The sequence below is a fragment of the Pectobacterium peruviense genome (assembly GCF_002847345.1).
Classification (GTDB): Bacteria; Pseudomonadota; Gammaproteobacteria; order Enterobacterales; family Enterobacteriaceae; genus Pectobacterium; species Pectobacterium peruviense.
In genome coordinates this window covers 229,799-248,295 of sequence record NZ_LXFV01000011.1, presented here as the reverse complement: position 1 = coordinate 248,295, position 18,497 = coordinate 229,799, and the positions used below count along the sequence as shown (strand labels likewise).

General features: G+C 51.2%; 14 protein-coding genes and 1 pseudogene. 10 read left to right on the top strand and 5 right to left on the bottom strand.

The window, feature by feature from the left end; all coding sequences use genetic code 11:
* Positions 1-6 precede the first annotated feature (6 nt).
* The 3 genes from qseG (at position 7) to glnB (ending at position 2,647) form a co-directional block, all read left to right on the top strand.
* Positions 7-816, top strand: coding sequence for a two-component system QseEF-associated lipoprotein QseG (gene qseG / locus A0G03_RS10810; RefSeq protein ID WP_048261521.1), 810 nt, complete (start codon positions 7-9; stop codon positions 814-816).
* Positions 813-2,150, top strand: a complete 1,338-nt coding sequence (glrR, locus tag A0G03_RS10805) for a two-component system response regulator GlrR (RefSeq protein ID WP_048261519.1) — start codon at positions 813-815, stop codon at positions 2,148-2,150. Before qseG ends, glrR begins: the two co-directional genes overlap by 4 nt.
* Positions 2,151-2,308: 158 nt before the next feature.
* Positions 2,309-2,647 carry a nitrogen regulatory protein P-II gene (gene glnB / locus A0G03_RS10800; RefSeq protein ID WP_005970202.1) on the top strand — a complete coding sequence of 113 codons (339 nt, stop codon included), beginning with the start codon at positions 2,309-2,311 and terminating at the stop codon, positions 2,645-2,647.
* Between the two features lie 90 nt (positions 2,648-2,737).
* Here glnB and pemA read toward each other — a convergent pair whose 3' ends face one another.
* The 3 genes from pemA to hmpA all read right to left on the bottom strand — a co-directional run bounded on the left by pemA (position 2,738) and on the right by hmpA (position 7,573).
* Complete coding sequence (gene pemA / locus A0G03_RS10795; RefSeq protein ID WP_048261517.1) at positions 2,738-3,844, bottom strand: pectinesterase PemA; 1,107 nt, start codon at positions 3,842-3,844, stop codon at positions 2,738-2,740.
* A 102-nt stretch (positions 3,845-3,946) separates the two neighbouring features.
* Entirely contained in the window at positions 3,947-5,605 is a 1,659-nt protein-coding gene (gene paeY / locus A0G03_RS10790; protein ID WP_048261515.1) for a pectin acetylesterase PaeY, read from the bottom strand.
* A gap of 777 nt (positions 5,606-6,382) precedes the next feature.
* The gene (hmpA, locus tag A0G03_RS10785) at positions 6,383-7,573 is read right to left on the bottom strand and encodes an NO-inducible flavohemoprotein (RefSeq protein ID WP_048261514.1); all 1,191 of its coding nucleotides are present in this window, start codon (positions 7,571-7,573) and stop codon (positions 6,383-6,385) included.
* 360 nt (positions 7,574-7,933) lie between these two features.
* Between hmpA and glyA the strand changes: the two genes are divergently transcribed.
* The 7 genes and pseudogenes from glyA (at position 7,934) to A0G03_RS10750 (ending at position 16,559) form a co-directional block, all read left to right on the top strand.
* Positions 7,934-9,187 carry a serine hydroxymethyltransferase gene (gene glyA, locus A0G03_RS10780; protein WP_048261512.1) on the top strand — a complete coding sequence of 418 codons (1,254 nt, stop codon included), beginning with the start codon at positions 7,934-7,936 and terminating at the stop codon, positions 9,185-9,187.
* 458 nt (positions 9,188-9,645) lie between these two features.
* Positions 9,646-10,806: a 3-phenylpropionate MFS transporter gene (locus A0G03_RS10775; RefSeq protein WP_048261511.1), complete on the top strand. Its 1,161-nt coding sequence runs from the start codon at positions 9,646-9,648 to the stop codon at positions 10,804-10,806.
* 44 nt (positions 10,807-10,850) lie between these two features.
* A complete protein-coding gene (locus A0G03_RS10770) occupies positions 10,851-11,510 on the top strand; it encodes a DUF1007 family protein (protein WP_048261509.1) in 660 nt (219 codons plus the stop codon).
* A complete protein-coding gene (locus tag A0G03_RS10765; protein ID WP_048261507.1) occupies positions 11,501-12,589 on the top strand; it encodes a nickel/cobalt transporter in 1,089 nt (362 codons plus the stop codon). The genes A0G03_RS10770 and A0G03_RS10765 overlap by 10 nt, the downstream gene beginning before the upstream one ends.
* Positions 12,590-12,707: 118 nt before the next feature.
* Positions 12,708-13,835 (top strand): ABC transporter substrate-binding protein, encoded by a 1,128-nt coding sequence (locus tag A0G03_RS10760; RefSeq protein ID WP_048261505.1) that lies wholly within the window; start codon positions 12,708-12,710, stop codon positions 13,833-13,835.
* 657 nt (positions 13,836-14,492) lie between these two features.
* Positions 14,493-16,166, top strand: a pseudogene (locus tag A0G03_RS10755) (methyl-accepting chemotaxis protein).
* Positions 16,167-16,235: 69 nt separating this feature from the next.
* Positions 16,236-16,559 carry a hypothetical protein gene (locus A0G03_RS10750; RefSeq protein WP_048261504.1) on the top strand — a complete coding sequence of 108 codons (324 nt, stop codon included), beginning with the start codon at positions 16,236-16,238 and terminating at the stop codon, positions 16,557-16,559.
* Between the two features lie 56 nt (positions 16,560-16,615).
* On the opposite strand, the gene A0G03_RS10745 is transcribed toward A0G03_RS10750, so the two are convergent.
* Together A0G03_RS10745 and A0G03_RS10740 are read right to left on the bottom strand one after the other, a co-directional pair.
* Positions 16,616-17,416, bottom strand: a complete 801-nt coding sequence (locus A0G03_RS10745) for an ABC transporter ATP-binding protein (protein WP_011094762.1) — start codon at positions 17,414-17,416, stop codon at positions 16,616-16,618.
* On the bottom strand, positions 17,413-18,495 hold the full coding sequence (locus A0G03_RS10740; RefSeq protein WP_048261502.1) for a FecCD family ABC transporter permease: 1,083 nt from the start codon (positions 18,493-18,495) through the stop codon (positions 17,413-17,415). The genes A0G03_RS10745 and A0G03_RS10740 overlap by 4 nt, the downstream gene beginning before the upstream one ends.
* Between the last annotated feature and the right edge of the window lie 2 nt (positions 18,496-18,497).

The following is an 18,497-nucleotide window of genomic DNA, read 5'->3' as shown; positions in this document are numbered from 1 at the left end:
TAGATAATGAATATAGGATTTATGAAGGGATGGTTTGCAAATAGAGGGTTTTACCGTCTGTTGAAAACGGTGGTGACGTCGTCGCCGCTCGTTTTGGCTGCGTGTAATAGTCATGTGAACAGCGGCACTGCGTTGCTAGAAGCAGAAGCAATACCGCCGAAAGAGCAGGTTGCCGATTTCCGTATCGCACAATGCGAGCATCTCTGGCAGATAGACGATCGTGAATCCATGAACAACGCGCTGTACTGGCTGCGGGCGATGGACTGTGCTGGGCGTTTGACGCAATTTCAGGCCCGTGAGGAAGCCGGACAGGTTGCAGGTGACGGATGGGAGAGCGTGTTTAAGCAGGGCATTCTGTTGGATAACGCCGGTATTACCCAGGCTGAGCGGCGTCAGGTGTTGGCACAGATCAATTTATATCGTCTGGCTTTCCCTGCGGCGCTGCGCCCGCTGATGCAAACCTGGCGTGACAGACAAACGCTGTTTCTGGCGCTATCGGATGAACGTCTGCGCTATAAGCGTTTACAGGAATCCAGCGATAAACAGCTAGATGCGTTACGAGTGCAGCAAAGTCACCTGCAATACCAGTTAGAAACAACCACACAGAAACTGGAAAATCTGACGGATATTGAGCGTCAACTGTCGTCCCGTAAGCAATTGTCGGGAGAGATGCCAGATAATGATGCTGAGCGTCGCAGTGGTGCGGCTACGAATAGAGACGGCTCGCGTAATTCGGCAACGAAATCTAGAAATGAATCCGTGGATGCGGATGACACCTACACGCCGCCGACCAAGAAGGAGTCAACAAGACAATGACAGCCAGAAAAACGGCGAGTTTATTGCTCGTGGATGATGACCCTAGCCTGCTAAAACTACTGGGAATGCGTCTGACCAGCGAAGGATTTAGCGTGATGACGGCGGAGAGTGGCCAAGAGGCACTGCGTCTGTTAACGCGTGAGACATTCGATCTGGTTATCAGCGATCTTCGTATGGACGAGATGGATGGCATGGCGCTGTTTTCCGAAATCCAGCGTTATCAGCCAGGAATGCCGGTGATCATTTTGACCGCTCACGGCTCTATTCCCGATGCGGTTGCAGCGACGCAGCAAGGGGTATTCAGTTTCCTCACGAAGCCCGTTGATCGCGATGCACTCTACAAAGCGATAGATGACGCGATGGCGCTGTCTGCGCCAGCGGGTGATGAAAGCTGGCGTGAAACGATTGTAACGCGCAGCCCAATCATGCTGCGCCTGCTGGAGCAGGCCAGAATGGTCGCACAGTCGGACGTCAGTGTACTGATTAATGGCCAGAGCGGAACCGGGAAAGAGGTGCTGGCTCAGGCGATTCATGCGGCAAGCCCGCGAGCGAAGAAAGCCTTTATCGCGATTAACTGCGGTGCGCTGCCGGAACCCCTGTTGGAGTCGGAGCTGTTTGGTCATGCGAAAGGGGCCTTTACTGGCGCTGTCAGCAGCCGTGAAGGGCTTTTTCAGGCGGCAGAAGGCGGTACGCTGTTTTTAGATGAAATCGGCGATATGCCGCTGTCTTTGCAGGTTAAGCTGCTGCGTGTTTTGCAGGAGCGAAAAGTCCGCCCGCTGGGGAGTAACCGCGATCTGGACATTGATGTGCGGATTATTTCTGCCACGCACCGTGATTTGCCGAAGGCGATGGAAAAGAACGAATTCCGCGAAGATCTGTATTATCGGCTCAACGTCGTGAATATGAAGCTGCCAGCGCTGCATGAACGTGCCGAAGATATCCCGATGCTGGCAAACCATCTGCTGCGCGAATCCGCCAATCGTCACAAGCCTTTTGTGCGCACCTTTTCAACCGATGCGATGAAGCGCTTGATGACGGCAAGCTGGCCGGGTAACGTGCGCCAGTTGGTGAATGTCATCGAACAGTGTGTGGCATTGACCAGCGCACCAGTGATCAGCGATGCGCTGGTTGAGCAGGCGCTGGAAGGTGAAAACACCGCGTTGCCGACGTTTGTTGAAGCGCGGCATCAGTTTGAACTTAATTACTTGCGAAAATTATTACAGATTGCAAAAGGTAACGTGACGCAGGCGGCGCGAATGGCAGGGCGTAACCGAACCGAATTTTATAAACTGTTGGGCCGTCACGAGCTGGATGCCAACGATTTTAAAGACTAGTGCTGAGAGAACAGGCAGTGTGATGCGGAAGAGTTAAGTACCCAACTCACAAGCAGCGTAAAGTATACGGATATAGATTGTCTGCCTAAGTTCTGACATGCTGTTGACTCGCTGACGCTCGGCTTTGGCCGCAACATAGATAACACAAAGGTTCCTCCATGAAGAAAATTGATGCGATTATTAAGCCGTTCAAACTGGACGATGTACGTGAAGCGTTAGCTGAAGTGGGCATCACAGGGATGACGGTAACGGAAGTGAAAGGCTTTGGTCGTCAGAAAGGCCACACCGAGCTATATCGTGGCGCAGAATACATGGTCGATTTTCTGCCGAAAGTAAAAATCGAAATTGTGGTATCAGATGATATCGTCGATACCTGTGTTGAAACCATCACACAGACTGCGCAGACAGGTAAAATCGGCGACGGTAAAATCTTTGTCTTTGATGTGGCTCGAGTTGTCCGTATTCGTACCGGTGAAGAGGACGAGGAAGCGATTTAATCGTTTCGCCTCACTCCGTCAATACCGCTGCATACTCTAAATAGTTCGAGTTTCAGAAAGCCAGCCCTCATCAGGCTGGCTTCGTTACATTTACTTCCCTTTAGGTGCAGTTGGAACCCAACCCGCCAGTACCTTGTCTGCGGTGTATTCTGCTGCTTCCGCCTCGCTCAACTGACGGCGCAGATCGTTTTTCTCTGCCCCTGCCCCGCTGGATTTAAACTCGAAAAAGCGTGAGTCCTGCGGATGGAACCAGATTTTCTCACCTTGTTTATCCTTGCCTGACATTTTGTCCCAGCCATAGATGTGGTCATCCATACTGGTGTTCAGGAAGACAGTCTGGCCGATAGCGTTAGGATCGGCATAGCGGCCATCCTCAAAGGTGGTCGTCGGGTGCCAAGGGCGGCCCAGGCCATAGCTTTTCGCAGGGACGTCTTTCTCTTTAATCACCCGGCTATTGATAATGACCAAACCATATTTTTGCTTAATGTCGGTGCTGGGCGCGGTGAGATAGCCAAGAGGCTGATCTTTCACGTCGGTACGGTTACGCGCGACGATGTCGCAATCGTCAAACAGCGCAGTACCGTTGCCAAAGATAAAATCAACGGTGCCGCTGATTCGGCATTTCGAGAAGAAGCTGCGCCCACCTTTCACATACAACGTGTCCTGATAGCCTGTCAGGCTAACATCGTGGAACCACGCGCGATCGCTATTTTCGGCAACTAATAATGCAACGGCCTGCGAGTCTTTTAATTTGGTTGGATCTTCATTGGCTTTTGCCTGATTGGCTGGGTAATCGAAATCGTTGCTGATGGTCAGCGAACGGGCGCTGAAATCGGGGGCATCGACTTTCACCGTGTTGCTGCCATAGGTTCCCCATTTGCTGCCATCGGCTTTGAGCATCCCTGCGGCGGTGGTTGCGGTGATGACGGTACCGTCGCGGCTTTCGCCCTGGAGATGGATGTTGGGACGCGTAATGGTCAGGCGCTCATGGTACACACCATTTTTCACATAGATAACAAACGGAGAACTGTCTGCCGGGGCGCTGGCGATAGCTTCGGTAATGGTTTTGTAGGCTTTGGCGTCTGTTGCATTGGCGGAAACCAGCGCATTGTAGTCGGCTGCCTGTGCTAACGCCCAGGGTGAGGAAATTAACATGGCTAAGGTCAGCGTCTTGCAGAGGCGTGGGGCGTTTATCATGTCCAGAGTCCTGTAATCGGTAAGAGAAAGAGGAAGGTCTATAACGCGTGGCGTAAATAACGCCGCGCGTGGTTCTGTCTTATCGTTTTGCCTGACTGATGACTACTTGTGTTTGCTGACGGTTTTCTCCGCCAGTGCTGCTAAAGCGGGTTCTTGCCGAATGGCGTTAGCGACAATCTCTGCCACGGCAATAGCGCCTTTTTGCTGGAAATGGGTGGTGTCCGGTTTGCTCAGGCTACCTGCCTGATCGCGATAGTAAGGGTATTTCTTGGGATCGATCACCAGCCAGTATTGTTTCCAATGGTCGCTGTTGCCCTGATTTGCCAATGCAATAGTGGCGGACTCAACATCCAGCAAAATGACTTTATTATCCTCAGCGGTGTCCTTGATGGTCTGGCTGTAATCGCCAACGAAGGCATAACCGTTGTCTGCATTTTGTTTGGTGAAATGGCTATGTACGGCAGGTGTGCCGTTTTTCCCTTCAGCTGTTTTCACTCGAGTGGTCGGGGTAAGCAGAACTGGAGTGAGTTTGTGCTGACGAGCGAAAGTGATATAGCGTTCCAGAGAAGTCTGGAATGACATATCGGCTTTCCCCTGCGGTGCCTGCTTTTTCCCTGCGGCATCGTTCGGATAAGTACACAAGTTCGCGACGTCAGCGGGGCCACGTACTTCTTTCGCACCGTTGCAATTTTGATCGTTATGTCCCATTTGTATAAACAGGAAGTCACCTTCCTTCATCAATGGCTGCATCTGGCGGAACCAGCCCTCGTAAAAATAGTCGCGTGAGCTACGTCCTGCGCGCGTGCCATTGACGACCTTCACACTACTGTTTTTACTGAACTGCTGTTCAAAAACCTGACCCCATCCCATACGCGGGAAACGCATTTTTTCATAGGTTGCTGCCGTTGAATCGCCAACGAGGAAAATGCGGGTTTGTGCTTTCTGGACGGCATCCAGACTCTGGCGGGCAGAGCGATAGTCTAACGGTTCATAGTCGCCTTTATCATTCAGGCCGACAATCGGGTGAAATGCGCTGTCAGTCAGCACGGTGTGGCCGGAGTAACCTGTATTGTTGTGATAGTTGCGGTTATGGTTAATGACGTTGACGATTTTGGTGACGGCTTCCTGTTGGCCTACGGGGTAGGTAAGGGGATCGAAGCGTGTAGGGGTGCTGATACCCGCCTGTTTTAACGCACTATTAAAGCCAGCATGGAAATCTGCATAGGCTGCTTTCCATGCTGCGGCGTCCAGTTTTGGTGATGCAGTATCATCCGTTAACTGCTGTGGGCCAATGTAGCCTGCTGCCACCGCGATATCTGAGGTAATGCGGTCAGTCAGCGGGTTGATATTGGCGATATTTTCTTTGCCGTCATGCAATGAAGGGGCGACGGCGGACAGACAAATTGCACGAGAAATATTATTCAGCAGGCAGTTATTGCCGCCGGACTCGATGGCTAAAAGGCGTAACGGCGGTGTTAGGCCAGAGATATCAAGGTGATATTTACCTTGAACATCACTCTGTGTCTGTCGCTTCTGGCCCTGTTGGTCTCTGATAATGATGGTGGCGGGTAGATGAATATCCCGTGCGGTGACATTGCCGGATAATCCGGTTTTTTCACCCAGCGTTGAACTCGACAGTAATTTAACGCTCTCTGGCGCGGCGGTCTGATGCGCAGCTGCTGGCGTTTTAGCGTGTACCAGTGTGAAAGGGGCGGAAAGTATCAGAGCTAAAGCTACACTTTCTGAAAAACGTTTTGCCATGGTCAGACATATCCCTTGTTGGTTAATCGAAAACGGTTAATGAATCCAAGCGTTATCAAAGGAAGGTCGCTGTTTTTTATCGTTCTTGTCACGGCCTTCAGAGAAAACATCTGGGGCTTTCATTGTGCACCCAAGCCGATTCAAGGGCGATGCCTATATCCGTCATTCTTCAAGTTGCATGTGCGTTAGCTGCGATACTCGGCACGCTGGCGTGTGCCTCGCCCTGACGGGTCAACGCTTTGCGTTGTTCAAAACGCTAACGTTTTGTCCTGCAACTCGAATTATTTAGGCTATAAACGCAGGCTCTTGTGGTGAAATAACCATTCATTAAAAATGAAATGTTATTTTAATAAGGCTTGGGTTTTTGTGACCCACCTCTTTTTTAGCGGAGCACTGCCGTATTGGCATGTAGATTTGTGATCAATAAGGTGTTTTATACCCGTCATACTTCAAGCTGCTTGCGCGTTGGCCGCCCTTACTCACCCCAGTCACTTACCTAAGTAAGCTCTTGGGGATTAATGAGTCTCATAAATGAGACTCACCCTTCGGGCCAGCGCTAGCGCTGTTCAAATCGGTCTAAGACCGATTTTTCGCGCAGTTGCCGCGTTACAAGGCCAAAAATGGGCCTTGCCCTAAAGGGTCAACGCAGAGCGTTGTTCAAAACGCTAACGTTTTGTCATGCAACTTGAATTATTTAGGGTATATGTTGGTGGTTTTCTGAAAGATGAAAAAAGGTCGCAAAAGCGACCTTTGGGTTCGATCCGTCACCAATGAGGGTTAGACGACTTTATGTGGACCAAAACATTCGTAATGTAGCTGTTCTGCGGGTATGCCCATTGCCAGCAGCTGTTGTGCGGCAAACTGCATAAAAATCACAGGGCCACACAGGTAATAGTGCATAGCGGGCGTGGTTAATTCGCCTTTTAGCGAGGCCAACTGCATCAGTCCGCTATGATGATAATCTTCGCCCGGACGATCGGCCTGTTGAGGCTCTCGATACCAAATATGCTGCTCGAACTGTGGCAGCGACTGTCCCGTTTTTTTGATTTCATCAGCAAACGCGTGTGCTGTACCGTTTTCTGCCGCGTGGAGCCATAACACCTTCGCCTGATGATCCTGCTGTTTTAGCGTATGTAGCATGCCCAGCATAGGGGTTTGCCCTACGCCGCCGGAAATCAGGGCAACCGGTGTGTCGGTTGGAATATCAAGGAAGAAGTCGCCGTGTGGAGCCGCCAGATGAACAATATCGCCTTCGCGAGCGGTATCATGCAGATAGCCGGAAACAGTGCCTTGTACTTCACGTTTAACCGCAATTCGATAGGATTTTCCATTCGGTGCATGGGTCAGAGAGTATTGGCGAATCTCTTGATTGGCGAAACTGTCATGCTTGATATAAATCGCCAGATACTGACCCGGTTGAAAGTCTGCGATAGGTTGGCTGTCGGTGGGTTCCAGTGTGAAGCTGGTAATCACAGAGCTTTGCGGCTGCTTGTTCACAATACGGAAAGGTCGCACGCCGCTCCAGCCGCCATTTTTCGCTTCGGTGCTGCGATAGATATCGTCTTCGCGCTGGATGAAGACATTTGCCAACACGCCATAGGCTTTACCCCAGGCATCCAGTACATCTTGGCCGGGGCTAAACATTTCATCCAGCGTGGCCAATAAGTGACTACCTACAATCTGATACTGATCTGCCTGAATATTAAAGCTGGCATGTTTCTGGGCGATACGCTCAACCGCAGGCAGCAGCGCGGCCAGGTTTTCAATATTCGCCGCATAAGCACAAATGGCATTGAACAGCGCTTCCCGCTGATCGCCATTGCGCTGGTTGCTCATGTTAAAAATATCTTTGAGCTCGGGGTTATGCGTAAACATGCGATCGTAGAAATGTGCGGTCAGTTTCGGGCCGGTTTCCGCCAGTAGAGGAATGGTTGATTTAACGATGGCGATAGTATGGTTATCGAGCATGGTGACTCCTATTTATTGATGCTACTTATAAGTTGTATTTTATATGCATCTTATTGAGTTTGTCCGTTGCTGTAAATTACCTTTTTGGTGGTAGGGGTTTTCTAGCGTGAGTTAGCGGGAATAACATGAAGAAATAGCAGGTTGAGAATGAAGAAAAATCTGTTTGCCGTCACGCAGCTTATATCTGCTGAGGCCTTGTGCTGCCTATAGCTAATCGTTTGCGTAAAAACCTCTGTCAAGACCTATCTTCATTAGGGAAAAACGGTTTACACTATACGCCATTCCCCAAAAGGGTAGCCCAATTCCCAAATGGGCCATTAATTCCCAGTATATTTATGTTAGCTGAGTCAGGAGATCCGGATGTTAAAGCGTGAAATGAACATTGCCGATTATGATGCCGACCTGTGGCAAGCAATGGAGCAAGAAGTGGTGCGTCAGGAAGAGCACATTGAACTGATTGCATCAGAAAACTACACCAGCCCACGCGTTATGCAGGCTCAAGGGTCTCAGCTGACGAACAAGTATGCTGAAGGCTATCCGGGCAAACGCTACTACGGTGGCTGTGAGTATGTGGACATCGTTGAGCAATTGGCGATCGATCGTGCTAAAGCGCTGTTCGGTGCAGATTATGCCAACGTGCAGCCGCACTCCGGCTCTCAGGCTAACTTTGCCGTCTACACCGCGCTGCTGCAGCCGGGCGACACCATTCTGGGTATGAACCTGGCACACGGTGGTCACCTGACGCACGGTTCTCCGGTTAACCTGTCCGGTAAACTGTATAAAGTCATCCCTTACGGCATCGATGAAAGCGGTAAAATCGACTACGACGAAATGGCTGAACTGGCGCGTACGCACCAGCCAAAAATGATTGTCGGCGGTTTTTCTGCTTACTCTGGCGTGGTTGACTGGGCGAAAATGCGTGAAATCGCTGACAGCATCGGTGCTTACCTGTTTGTTGATATGGCGCACGTTGCCGGTCTGATTGCTGCAGATGTTTACCCTAACCCGGTTCCTCATGCTCACATCGTGACCACGACGACGCACAAAACGCTGGCTGGCCCACGCGGTGGCCTGATTCTGGCGAAAGGCGGCGACGAAGAGCTGTATAAAAAGCTGAACTCTGCTGTTTTCCCTGGCGGTCAGGGTGGCCCGTTGATGCACGTTATCGCGGGTAAAGCTGTCGCACTGAAAGAAGCGATGGAGCCTGAGTTCAAAGTCTACCAGCAGCAAGTTGCGAAAAACGCCAAAGCAATGGTAGAAGTCTTCCTGTCACGTGGTTTCAACGTGGTGTCTGGCGCGACCAGCAACCACCTGTTCCTGCTGGATCTGGTCAGCAAAAACCTGACGGGTAAAGAAGCCGATGCAGCACTGGGTCGTGCGAATATCACCGTGAACAAAAACAGCGTGCCTAACGATCCGAAGAGCCCGTTCGTGACTTCTGGTATCCGTATCGGTACGCCAGCGGCAACGCGTCGTGGCTTTAAAGAAGCGGAAGTGCGTGAACTGGCTGGCTGGATCTGTGATGTGTTAGATAACATCAACGACGAAGCGACCATCGAGCGCGTGAAGCAAAAAGTTCTGGATATCTGCGCCCGCTTCCCGGTTTACGCATAATTCGGCATTTTTCTCTGACATCACTGTCGTAAAATGTCTCAAACGCCAGCCTGTGTGCTGGCGTTTTTTATGGCGTGCCATCCCTGGCCGCCACCCTGCGGGCCGTCGCAAGCGACGTTGAAAAACGTTCCCCACGTTTTTTTATGGCGTGCAATCCCTAGCCACCACCCTTACGGGCCGTTGCTGACACAATGTTAAAAATTTCTCCCGGAAATTTTTTATGCCTGTTGATCAAGCTGATACCTTCATTCGCGTTTAATAACGAATAACGCGTTGCGCCGCTGCATGCACTCTGACACAGTAACCAGCAAAAAAAAGTAATCGGCAAAAAAGTCACTGGTAAAAAGAATCGCCAGCAAAAAACGTGGGTGCATTTTCAGTGAAAAATTATCAACGCCGTGTTTGCGACGGTTCGTAGGGTGGTGAACGGGTGTGTTCGCCGTCGAAAGGGAGAAATCATGGTGTTGCAATCGACGCGCTGGCTGGCGCTGAGCTATTTCACATACTTTTTTTGTTATGGCGTTTTCCTGCCGTTTTGGGGCGGATGGCTGAAAGGTGAAGGGCTCTCGGCAGAGTCGATTGGTATGCTGTTGGGGGCTGGGCTGGTGGCGCGCTTCGTCGGCAGTCTGGTAATTACGCCTAGCGTGAAAGATCCATCCAAACTGATTACGGTATTACGTGGACTGGCGTTGTTGTCACTGGCGCTGGCCGTCGGTTTTTGGCTGGGCAATGCCTGGCTGTGGCTGATGATCGTCATGATCGGGTTTAACCTGTTTTTTGCACCGTTGGTGCCACTAACCGATGCGTTAGCGGCGACCTGGCAGCGGCAGGTGGTGATGGATTATGGCAAGGTACGGGTTTGGGGATCGATCGCATTTGTTATTGCCTCGGCGGCGACGGGCGAACTGGTTGCTATCTGGGGGCATGCCGCGATTCTGGCAATCCTCAGCGCCGGGCTGGCTGTCATGCTGTTAGGCATGTTGCTTCGGCCCAGCGTGATGCCGCAGGCAGCAGAATCGACAGCGCACTCGGCCAGCGTCACGCCGTGGAAAACGTTGCTGAGTGAACCGGCGGTATGGCGTTTCCTGCTTTGCGTGTCTCTGTTACAGGGCGCACACGCGGCTTACTATGGTTTCAGCGTGATTTATTGGCAGGATTCAGGCTATTCCGCCTCGATTATCGGCTATCTCTGGTCGTTGGGCGTCGTTGCGGAGATTGTCATTTTCACCTTCAGCCAGCGTCTGTTCCGACGCTGGAGTGCCAGACAGCTTTTACTGCTTTCTGCCGTATGCGGCGTGGTGCGCTGGGGGTTGATGGGGGCGACGGTGGCTCTGCCGTGGCTGATTGTGATACAGATATTGCACTGTGGTACGTTCACCGTTTGCCATCTGGCCGCCATGCGCTTTATTGCGGCTCGCAGCGGTGGTGACGTATTGCGGTTACAGGCGGTGTACTCTGCGTTGGCGATGGGCGGGAGTATTGCTGTGATGACAATGGTGTCCGGTTTCCTGTTTGAGCATTTGCAGGGCGGCACGTTTTGGGTGATGGCGCTATTGGCGGTTCCTGCACTGTTTATCCGGCCCTCTGTCAGCCACCATCGTGCTGTCGAAAAAGCGTAAGCAAATAGCGCGTACTGTCAATATAACGTATCGTGGTAAAAATAATGTTACATTATAACGCTTTTAACGGGTGGTCCGGACGGATAACGTGGCTCATGGCAGGTCTGGCGTTTGGTCAGCCCGTTTTCGCTCACCCACACAGTTTTATTGATATGCAGACGACAGTCGAGAGTCAGAACGACAACATCACCGGTTTACGTATGCAATGGACGATGGATCCCATCACGTCGGCCGACCTGTTGTATGACGCTGGAAAGGCAAAAACCGATTCTGAAATCTGGAAAAAACTGGCGGCGGAAGTCATGGCTAATGTCTGGGGGCAGCACTATTTCACCGATATTTATCGTGACAATCAGCCCGTGAAATATACGCTGCTGCCAACCGAGTATCACCTTTCCCGCAAAGGTAATCAGGCGGTACTGGAATTTGTGCTGCCGCTGGCACATCCACAGCCACTGGCCGGAAAGCCGTTGCTAATTTCTACTTACGATCCTACCTACTTTGTCGATATGTCCTATCAGAACGACAAGGCCGTTAAGCTGGCACCCGCGCTGGCGTCACGTTGTAAAACCACGCTCGTCACGCCTAAACCTAACGCTGAATTGCAATCTTATGCACTGTCGTTAGATAAGAATGATGCGCCTGATGAAGACATGGATCTGGGGAAACAGTTTGCACAGCGGGTGACGTTGCAATGTCAGTGAACCTTGGCTCGCTGCCGCGCCCACGTTCGCTGTCGAACCGACTGCGCGATCTATGGCCGCTGTGGCTATTTTTGGCGCTGTTTGCCTCGGCACTGCATTACATCGTGGGATACTGGCCGCAGATCGTGCTACAAAGTGCGATCTGGCAGAAGTCGCTGCACCAGCAGATGTCGCATCTGTTGCAGATGGTAGAACAGCAGCCGCATCAAGCTGGGCTGAGTTTAATGATGTTCAGTCTGGTCTATGGCGTGCTCCATGCTGTCGGGCCGGGGCACGGCAAAGTCGTCATCATGACCTATTTGGCGACACATCCGTCGAAGCTGAAAAGTAGCCTGAAGTTAACGCTCGCGGCCTCGCTGATTCAGGGTCTGATGGCGGTAGCGCTGGTGACTGTCGTACTCGGGATCTTGCAACTGTCGAGCCGAACGCTGCATAACAGCAGTTTCTGGATGGAAAAAGGAAGCTTCGTGCTGGTGGCGGGGCTGGGGCTGCTGCTCTGTTTCCGTGCGCTGAAACAGCTGTATATCGTATTAGTGCGACAACCTAAGCCTGCGACTATTTTGCGCGTTATTCCTTTACCTGTAACCCAGCGTAACGTGCCAGCTCATGGACGTATGACGCTTCGTCCGATTTCTGCACCGTCTCACTCCCTTCATCAGCACGATGCCGACTGCGGCTGCGGGCACCGCCATCTCCCTAGTAATGAAGAGCTTGGGCGCGATAGCAGCTGGCGTACACGTCTGATGATTGTGCTGGCAATGGGGATGCGCCCGTGCTCAGGTGCCATTCTGGTGCTGCTTTTCTCTAAAGTGATCGGCGTTTACCTGTGGGGCGTAGCTTCTGCGCTGGTGATGGCCGCCGGAACAGCAATTACGATCTCAGCACTGGCCATGCTGGTCTTTTACTGCCGTCGCGTCATTGAACGGTTAGGTGCGAATCGCGCATCGCCCGTGTGGCAGCGTGCGACTTTTTCTCTTCTGGCTCTTGCTGGCGGGATGATTTTAGTTGGCTCCGGTATCCTGCTTTACCTCAGCGCACAGCCCGCGATGATGGGCGGTATTCGGCCATTCTCCGGCTGATTTCACTTTTTATTAACCTCGCATTAAAAACCCATTGCCTCCGATAATCACGGCGGGATATCATTTCAATAATGATAACTATTATCATCTATAACCATAATCGCAGAAGGGAATAATAATGAAAAAATGGCTGTTCTCAGTCGTTGTTCTGTTGGGGTTGAGTGCGAGCGTTGTTGCCAGCGCTAACCCAATTGTTATTGAAGACGTTAGTGGCAGGAAGGTAGAAATCAAATCCGAAGTGAAGCGGATTATTTTAGGGGAAGGTCGACAGATTTATCTGCTGGCTGCCTTTGATACCGAAGCACCATTCCAACGTGTGGTTGGCTGGCGTGATGACCTGCCGAAAGCCGATTATGACGGCTATCTGGCCTATGAAAATAAATACCCAGAAATCAAAAAACTGCCAACCTTTGGTGGTGCGAAAGACGGCACGTTTAACGTTGAGCAAGCATTAACGCTGAAACCCGATTTGGTGTTGATGAATCTGGAGTCCAAGGCCGCAACAGATGAAGGCAAATTGATTGAAAAACTCAGTTCGCTGGGTATTCCTGTGGTGTTTATCGATTTCCGCGAGAAGCCGTTTGAGAATGCAGAGAAAAGTATTCACATCATGGGGCAACTGGTGGGCAAACCTGAGCGTGCAGAAGCGCTTATTAAATTCCGCCGTGAGCAGATTGAGATCGTCACCGATCGGTTGAAAAACTATCAGGGGCCACGTCCTAAAGTGATGATTGATCGCGCGGGTGGCTATGACGAAGAATGCTGCATGTCATTCGGTGATGAGAACTTTGGCCGCATGGTCGAGGCTGCTGGCGGTGACAACATTGCCAAGAACATCATCCCTGGTACCTTTGGTACGCTGAACCCTGAGCAGATTATCAGCTCTCGCCCGGATGTAGTGGTGGTGACTGGCGCTAACTGGAAAAACTACAACACGGCGAATGGCTGGGTTGGCGTCGGACCGGGAGCCGATCAGAAAGAAGCGCTGCAACGCCTGCAAAAACTGATGGAACGCTCAGCATTTAAAACGCTGCCGGTCGCAACCAATGGCAACGCTCATGCTATTTGGCATCAGTTCTATGACAGCCCGTATCAGTTTGTGGCGATTCAGGTATTAGCGAAATGGATGCACCCTGAACTGTTTAAAGACCTCGATCCTGATGCTACATTCCGTACCTTCCATGAGAAGTTCCTGCCGCTGCCTTATCAGCCAGGCTATTGGGTCACGCTGCCTGCGAAGAAATAACGCGATATCCGTCATACTTCAAGTTGCATGGGCGTTGGCTGCACTACTCGACACACTGATGTGTGTCTCGCCCCGCTGGGGCCGCTGCAAGCAGCGTTCAAACCTGCCTCTGGCAGATTTGTCAGTCACCCGAATCACTTACTTGAGTAAGCTCATCGGGACTCCCTCACTTGCCGCCTGCCTGAAACTCGAATTATTTAGGATATATTAGGTAGCTGGTCAGATAATAAAAAAGCACTGAACCTTATTGGTCAGTGCTTTTTTTATGCATTTTATCGATCGTTCCGCGACATGCACGACGCAAAGAGATATCTACCGTTCATCACAATATAACTGGTGTTCTGTGCCGCCAGATCGTTCGCCCACCGAGGTAGCCACGCAAACGTTTTTCTTTCACTTTATTTCATTACCGATGAATGGATGTTTCTGACGATCGATTATCTTTGTTTGATAGTTTTTGGCTATTTATTTGAGATTATTGAATGGTTTAAGCGATCATTGCTATCAAGCTGTTCGCTTCTGTGTCGATAATTGAGCGTGATAAAGGTATGTCTGATTTTTACTCAAAATGCCATGTCTGGAGGACGAGGGTGTTTATTTTGACATACCGGAATCAGGAAGAAAGATGCAGTATAAAAACTCAAAAATGGAGCGGTTATGAATATCACGCAACGCCTGCTGTTGACGTTTTCGTTAATGTCGCTAGCACTTATCTCATTGGTTATCGTTACTTTATGATTATTATCAGGGTTCCAGTCTCGTTTTGAATATGTTCAGGATAATGCAATTCCCAGTATTCGGGATCTCAATGCTCAAGTGGATAAAGCGAATGCACTATCCCTTCTGCTCTATAAACATCAGAGTACAACAGATAATAGCTATTTACCGCCTATCGAACAGGATATCGCCAAAACACTCAATGAAATCAACGAACTTAATGAGTATTATCTGAAAAATAACGTTTCGGAAAATGAAGAAAACGATAAACGTTTGACCCTGGCTGGTTTTGACAGTGTTAAAGCGATTCGTGCGGCGCTACCTGCTTTTTTGGCAGCCTCTGTAGCCTATCAGGACCTGATTTCCCTCGATTTGATCCAGGGACAAAATGGTGTGGGGGCCAATATTCGTAAGTTGATTGATGGCTATCGAGAACAAATTTCGCTTAACCTCAAACTGGGAGATGTGTTACGCGATGAGAATACACGCATCTATGACATGACGTTCACGGGATTGCTGGCTGGCGGCCTCTTGACACTCTTGCTTACTGGCCTGTTTGCTGTCAGTACGATATTGGGCATTAGAAAGAGCCTCAATCACATGAGCCGAGCGATGACGATGGCCAGTACCAGTCTCGACTTGACGATTCAAGCCGACGATCGCAGAAAAGACGAGATTGGGAATACTGCCCGTGCCTTTAATAGCCTGATGCATCGCGTCTCTTCGGCACTGGCTTCGGTGAATGCTTCATCGCAGTCGGTAAGCAGTGCGGCAACGCAGATTGCGGCAGGTAATGAGGATCTGTCTGCGCGTACTGAGGAACAGGCTGCTTCGCTGGAACAAACTGCGGCCAGTATGACGGAAATCAGTGAAACGGTACGCCAAAATGCGGAAAACACGCAGCAGGCTAGTCTATTGGCGGGCAATGCCAGCCGGATTTCTATCAATAGTGCCGATTCAGTCAGTACGATGTTGAGTACGATGGAACATATTCGTACTAGCTCAGGCAAGATTACCGACATCATTGCGCTCATCGAAGGGATAGCGTTTCAAACTAATATCCTCGCCCTCAATGCGGCGGTGGAAGCGGCACGTGCGGGTGAGCAGGGCCGTGGTTTTGCGGTGGTAGCAGGTGAAGTGCGCACGTTGGCGCAGCGTTCGTCTACGGCTGCACGTGAAATCAAGGACTTGATTGGTGCTTCAAACTCGCTGGTGTCGGCGGGTGTTGAACAAGCTAGTGATGTAGGGAAAAACATGTCGGCGATGAAAGACGCGATCCAGCAGGTGACGGATTTAGTCAATGAAATCGCTGCGGCGACGGAAGAACAAAGTCAGGGTATCAGCCAGGTACATCTGGCGGTTAACCAGATGGACGATGTGACTCAGCAAAATGCCTCATTGGTCGAAGAGGCTTCTGCTGCCTCGCAGTCATTGCAGGAACAGGCGAGCACATTGAGCCAATTGGTAGGGCAGTTCATTGTGGGACAAATCGCTTCATCGACGTTGATTCCAGCCCTTGCTTCTGCGCCGTCTGGCCTATCTACACCTCGTCTCGCCTCCGCGAAGAAAAAAAATGCACTTGCTCAGGATGACGCGGGCTGGCAGCGTTTTTAATCTATAAAGCCACGTGCCAAAGGAGTCGATGACGGATGGAGAAAAGAGAAGACCAAGGGAGATGACGGTATGGAGTTGACCGAACATAGTGCGGAAAATCTGGGGAATTATGCGTCGTTGCTGACGGAGTTCGAGCATATGACGACGTTACTGACTCAATTAATGAACAGCGATTACCGCACGCTTGATCTGTATCTCAATAATTGCAGTCATCTGATTTTGCGATTTACGGCTATTTATAAATTGATCGGTAAGCCAGAGTTTGAGGATTATTTAAAACATCATGATGCGGCGCTTTACTACAACGTAAACAGTGTTGGGTTGGCATTACGTTTATTTGAGAACATGCTGACGAACATGCGCGATATGATGGGAACTGAGCGTTTACACTAGCGATCTTATGCCTCCGGGGCATTCGCTTACCGGAGGCTATTTGAGCGGTCAATTACCTAGATAGTGGGCTCGCTGACCAACCCGTCGATAATCACCTGCGGTACGCCCTGCGAACAACGCTCAATACGTCCGCGTACGCCATAGACTGCTGACAGGCTTTCTGGGCTAATGACCTCGGCCGGTGCGCCATCGGCAATCAAATTACCGTTTTGCAGCATCAGTACGTGGTCGCCATGACGCAAAGCAATATTGATGTCATGCACCACCACAACAGTGATGATGTTGCGCTTACGCGTTTCCTTTCGTACCAAATCCATTACGTGGAATTGATAATTCAGATCCAACGCACTGAGCGGCTCATCTAGTAAAAGCAACGAGGGCTGACGGATCAGCGATTGCGCCAGCCCAACCAGCTGTTTCTGTCCGCCAGAGAGCTGATCAAGATAGCTCAACGCCAGATGCTCGATACCCAACTGACGCAGCAGGGTCATGACTTCATCCTGTTTTTCGGCGTTATGCATGCCGCCGGACGCGCGCTGTGCGACGATAATAGATTCCAGCACGTGCAGGTGAACGCCAGCGGGCAAGGACTGCGGCAGATAAACGACTTTTTCCGCCCGCTGAGCGAACGGGAGTGTCATCAGGTTGGTGTCATCCAACCACAGTTCGCCTTCGGAAGCGTTCAGACCCGCCATAGCGCGTAACAGCGTTGATTTTCCACTGCCGTTAGGGCCGAGTAGCACCGTTATCTTTCCGCGTGGTAATTGCGGTACGGACAGATCGCGGATTACCTGACGTTTAGGATAACCCGCGCGAAAGTGGGAAAGTCGTAATCCAGAAGCGGTTTGCTGGCTCATACGTTCCCTCTGTGACGCAGGATGATACTCAGGAAGAAGGGCACACCAACCAGTGAGGTGACGATGCCGACCGGGATAATGACGCCGGGAATGAGGTTTTTCGAGGCAACAGATGCCATCGATAGCACCAGCGCACCCGTTAATGCACTGGCAGGCAGATAGAAACGGTGATCTTCACCGAAAATCATACGTGCGATATGCGGAGCAACCAGACCGATAAAGCCGATCGGGCCGACAAACGCGACCGAAATGGCAGACAAGATACTGATACGCAGCAGCGTCGCCAGACGCAAACGGCGTACGTTAATGCCAAAACTAACGGCGCGATCTTCACCCAACCGCAGTGCGGTCAGTTTCCATGAACTCATCAGTGAAATTGGCATAACGATGACCAGCACCAACAGCAGGACGCCCAGCTTTTCCCACGAGGCGCGAGCCAGACTGCCCATCGTCCAGAACACCAGACCTTGCAGCGTGTCTTCGTTGGCGATGAACTGGAGCATGGAAACCAGCGCATTGAAGGTGAACACCAGCGCGATACCGAACAGCACGACCCCGGAGGTGGCGACCTGCGTCCAGCGCGTAATGCCATCAAGCAGCAACGCTGCCAGCAGAGCAAAGATAAAGGCGTTTGCAGAAATAAACCACTGAGCCGGAATGCCGGGGATGCCGATTCCTAGGACGATAGCCAACGCCGCGCCGAATGCGGCGGCGGAGGAAACGCCAAGCGTAAACGGGCTGGCCAGCGGGTTGTTCAGGATCGTTTGCATTTCTGCGCCAGCCAGGCCGAGCGCTAGCCCGACGATAATGGCCATCAACGCATAAGGCAGACGAATATCCCAGACGATCACGCGTGTGCCTGCATCTGCGCTGGCCGGGTCGGTCAGCGTGTTCCAGAGCACATCAAGCGTGAGTCCCGACGGTCCCATCGTGAAATCCAGCAACAACGAGCCGATGATGATCAACAGCAGTATCGCCATCACACCCACGCGGCGTCGGATGATGCCGCGATAGTTGTCCATAATGGTGTTGGCATCCGCGGTAGTACTGCGGATACCCGGTTCAGTGGTTGTACTCATGA

Bases quoted from the DNA above. Each gene is read 5' to 3' on its own strand.
- qseG (WP_048261521.1), top strand. From the start codon at position 7: ATGAATATAGGATTTATGAAGGGATGGTTTGCAAATAGAGGGTTTTAC.
- glrR (WP_048261519.1), top strand. From the start codon at position 813: ATGACAGCCAGAAAAACGGCGAGTTTATTGCTCGTGGATGATGACCCT.
- glnB (WP_005970202.1), top strand. From the start codon at position 2,309: ATGAAGAAAATTGATGCGATTATTAAGCCGTTCAAACTGGACGATGTA.
- pemA (WP_048261517.1), bottom strand. From the start codon at position 3,844: ATGATAAACGCCCCACGCCTCTGCAAGACGCTGACCTTAGCCATGTTA.
- paeY (WP_048261515.1), bottom strand. From the start codon at position 5,605: ATGGCAAAACGTTTTTCAGAAAGTGTAGCTTTAGCTCTGATACTTTCC.
- hmpA (WP_048261514.1), bottom strand. From the start codon at position 7,573: ATGCTCGATAACCATACTATCGCCATCGTTAAATCAACCATTCCTCTA.
- glyA (WP_048261512.1), top strand. From the start codon at position 7,934: ATGTTAAAGCGTGAAATGAACATTGCCGATTATGATGCCGACCTGTGG.
- A0G03_RS10775 (WP_048261511.1), top strand. From the start codon at position 9,646: ATGGTGTTGCAATCGACGCGCTGGCTGGCGCTGAGCTATTTCACATAC.
- A0G03_RS10770 (WP_048261509.1), top strand. From the start codon at position 10,851: ATGTTACATTATAACGCTTTTAACGGGTGGTCCGGACGGATAACGTGG.
- A0G03_RS10765 (WP_048261507.1), top strand. From the start codon at position 11,501: ATGTCAGTGAACCTTGGCTCGCTGCCGCGCCCACGTTCGCTGTCGAAC.
- A0G03_RS10760 (WP_048261505.1), top strand. From the start codon at position 12,708: ATGAAAAAATGGCTGTTCTCAGTCGTTGTTCTGTTGGGGTTGAGTGCG.
- A0G03_RS10750 (WP_048261504.1), top strand. From the start codon at position 16,236: ATGGAGTTGACCGAACATAGTGCGGAAAATCTGGGGAATTATGCGTCG.
- A0G03_RS10745 (WP_011094762.1), bottom strand. From the start codon at position 17,416: ATGAGCCAGCAAACCGCTTCTGGATTACGACTTTCCCACTTTCGCGCG.
- A0G03_RS10740 (WP_048261502.1), bottom strand. From the start codon at position 18,495: ATGAGTACAACCACTGAACCGGGTATCCGCAGTACTACCGCGGATGCC.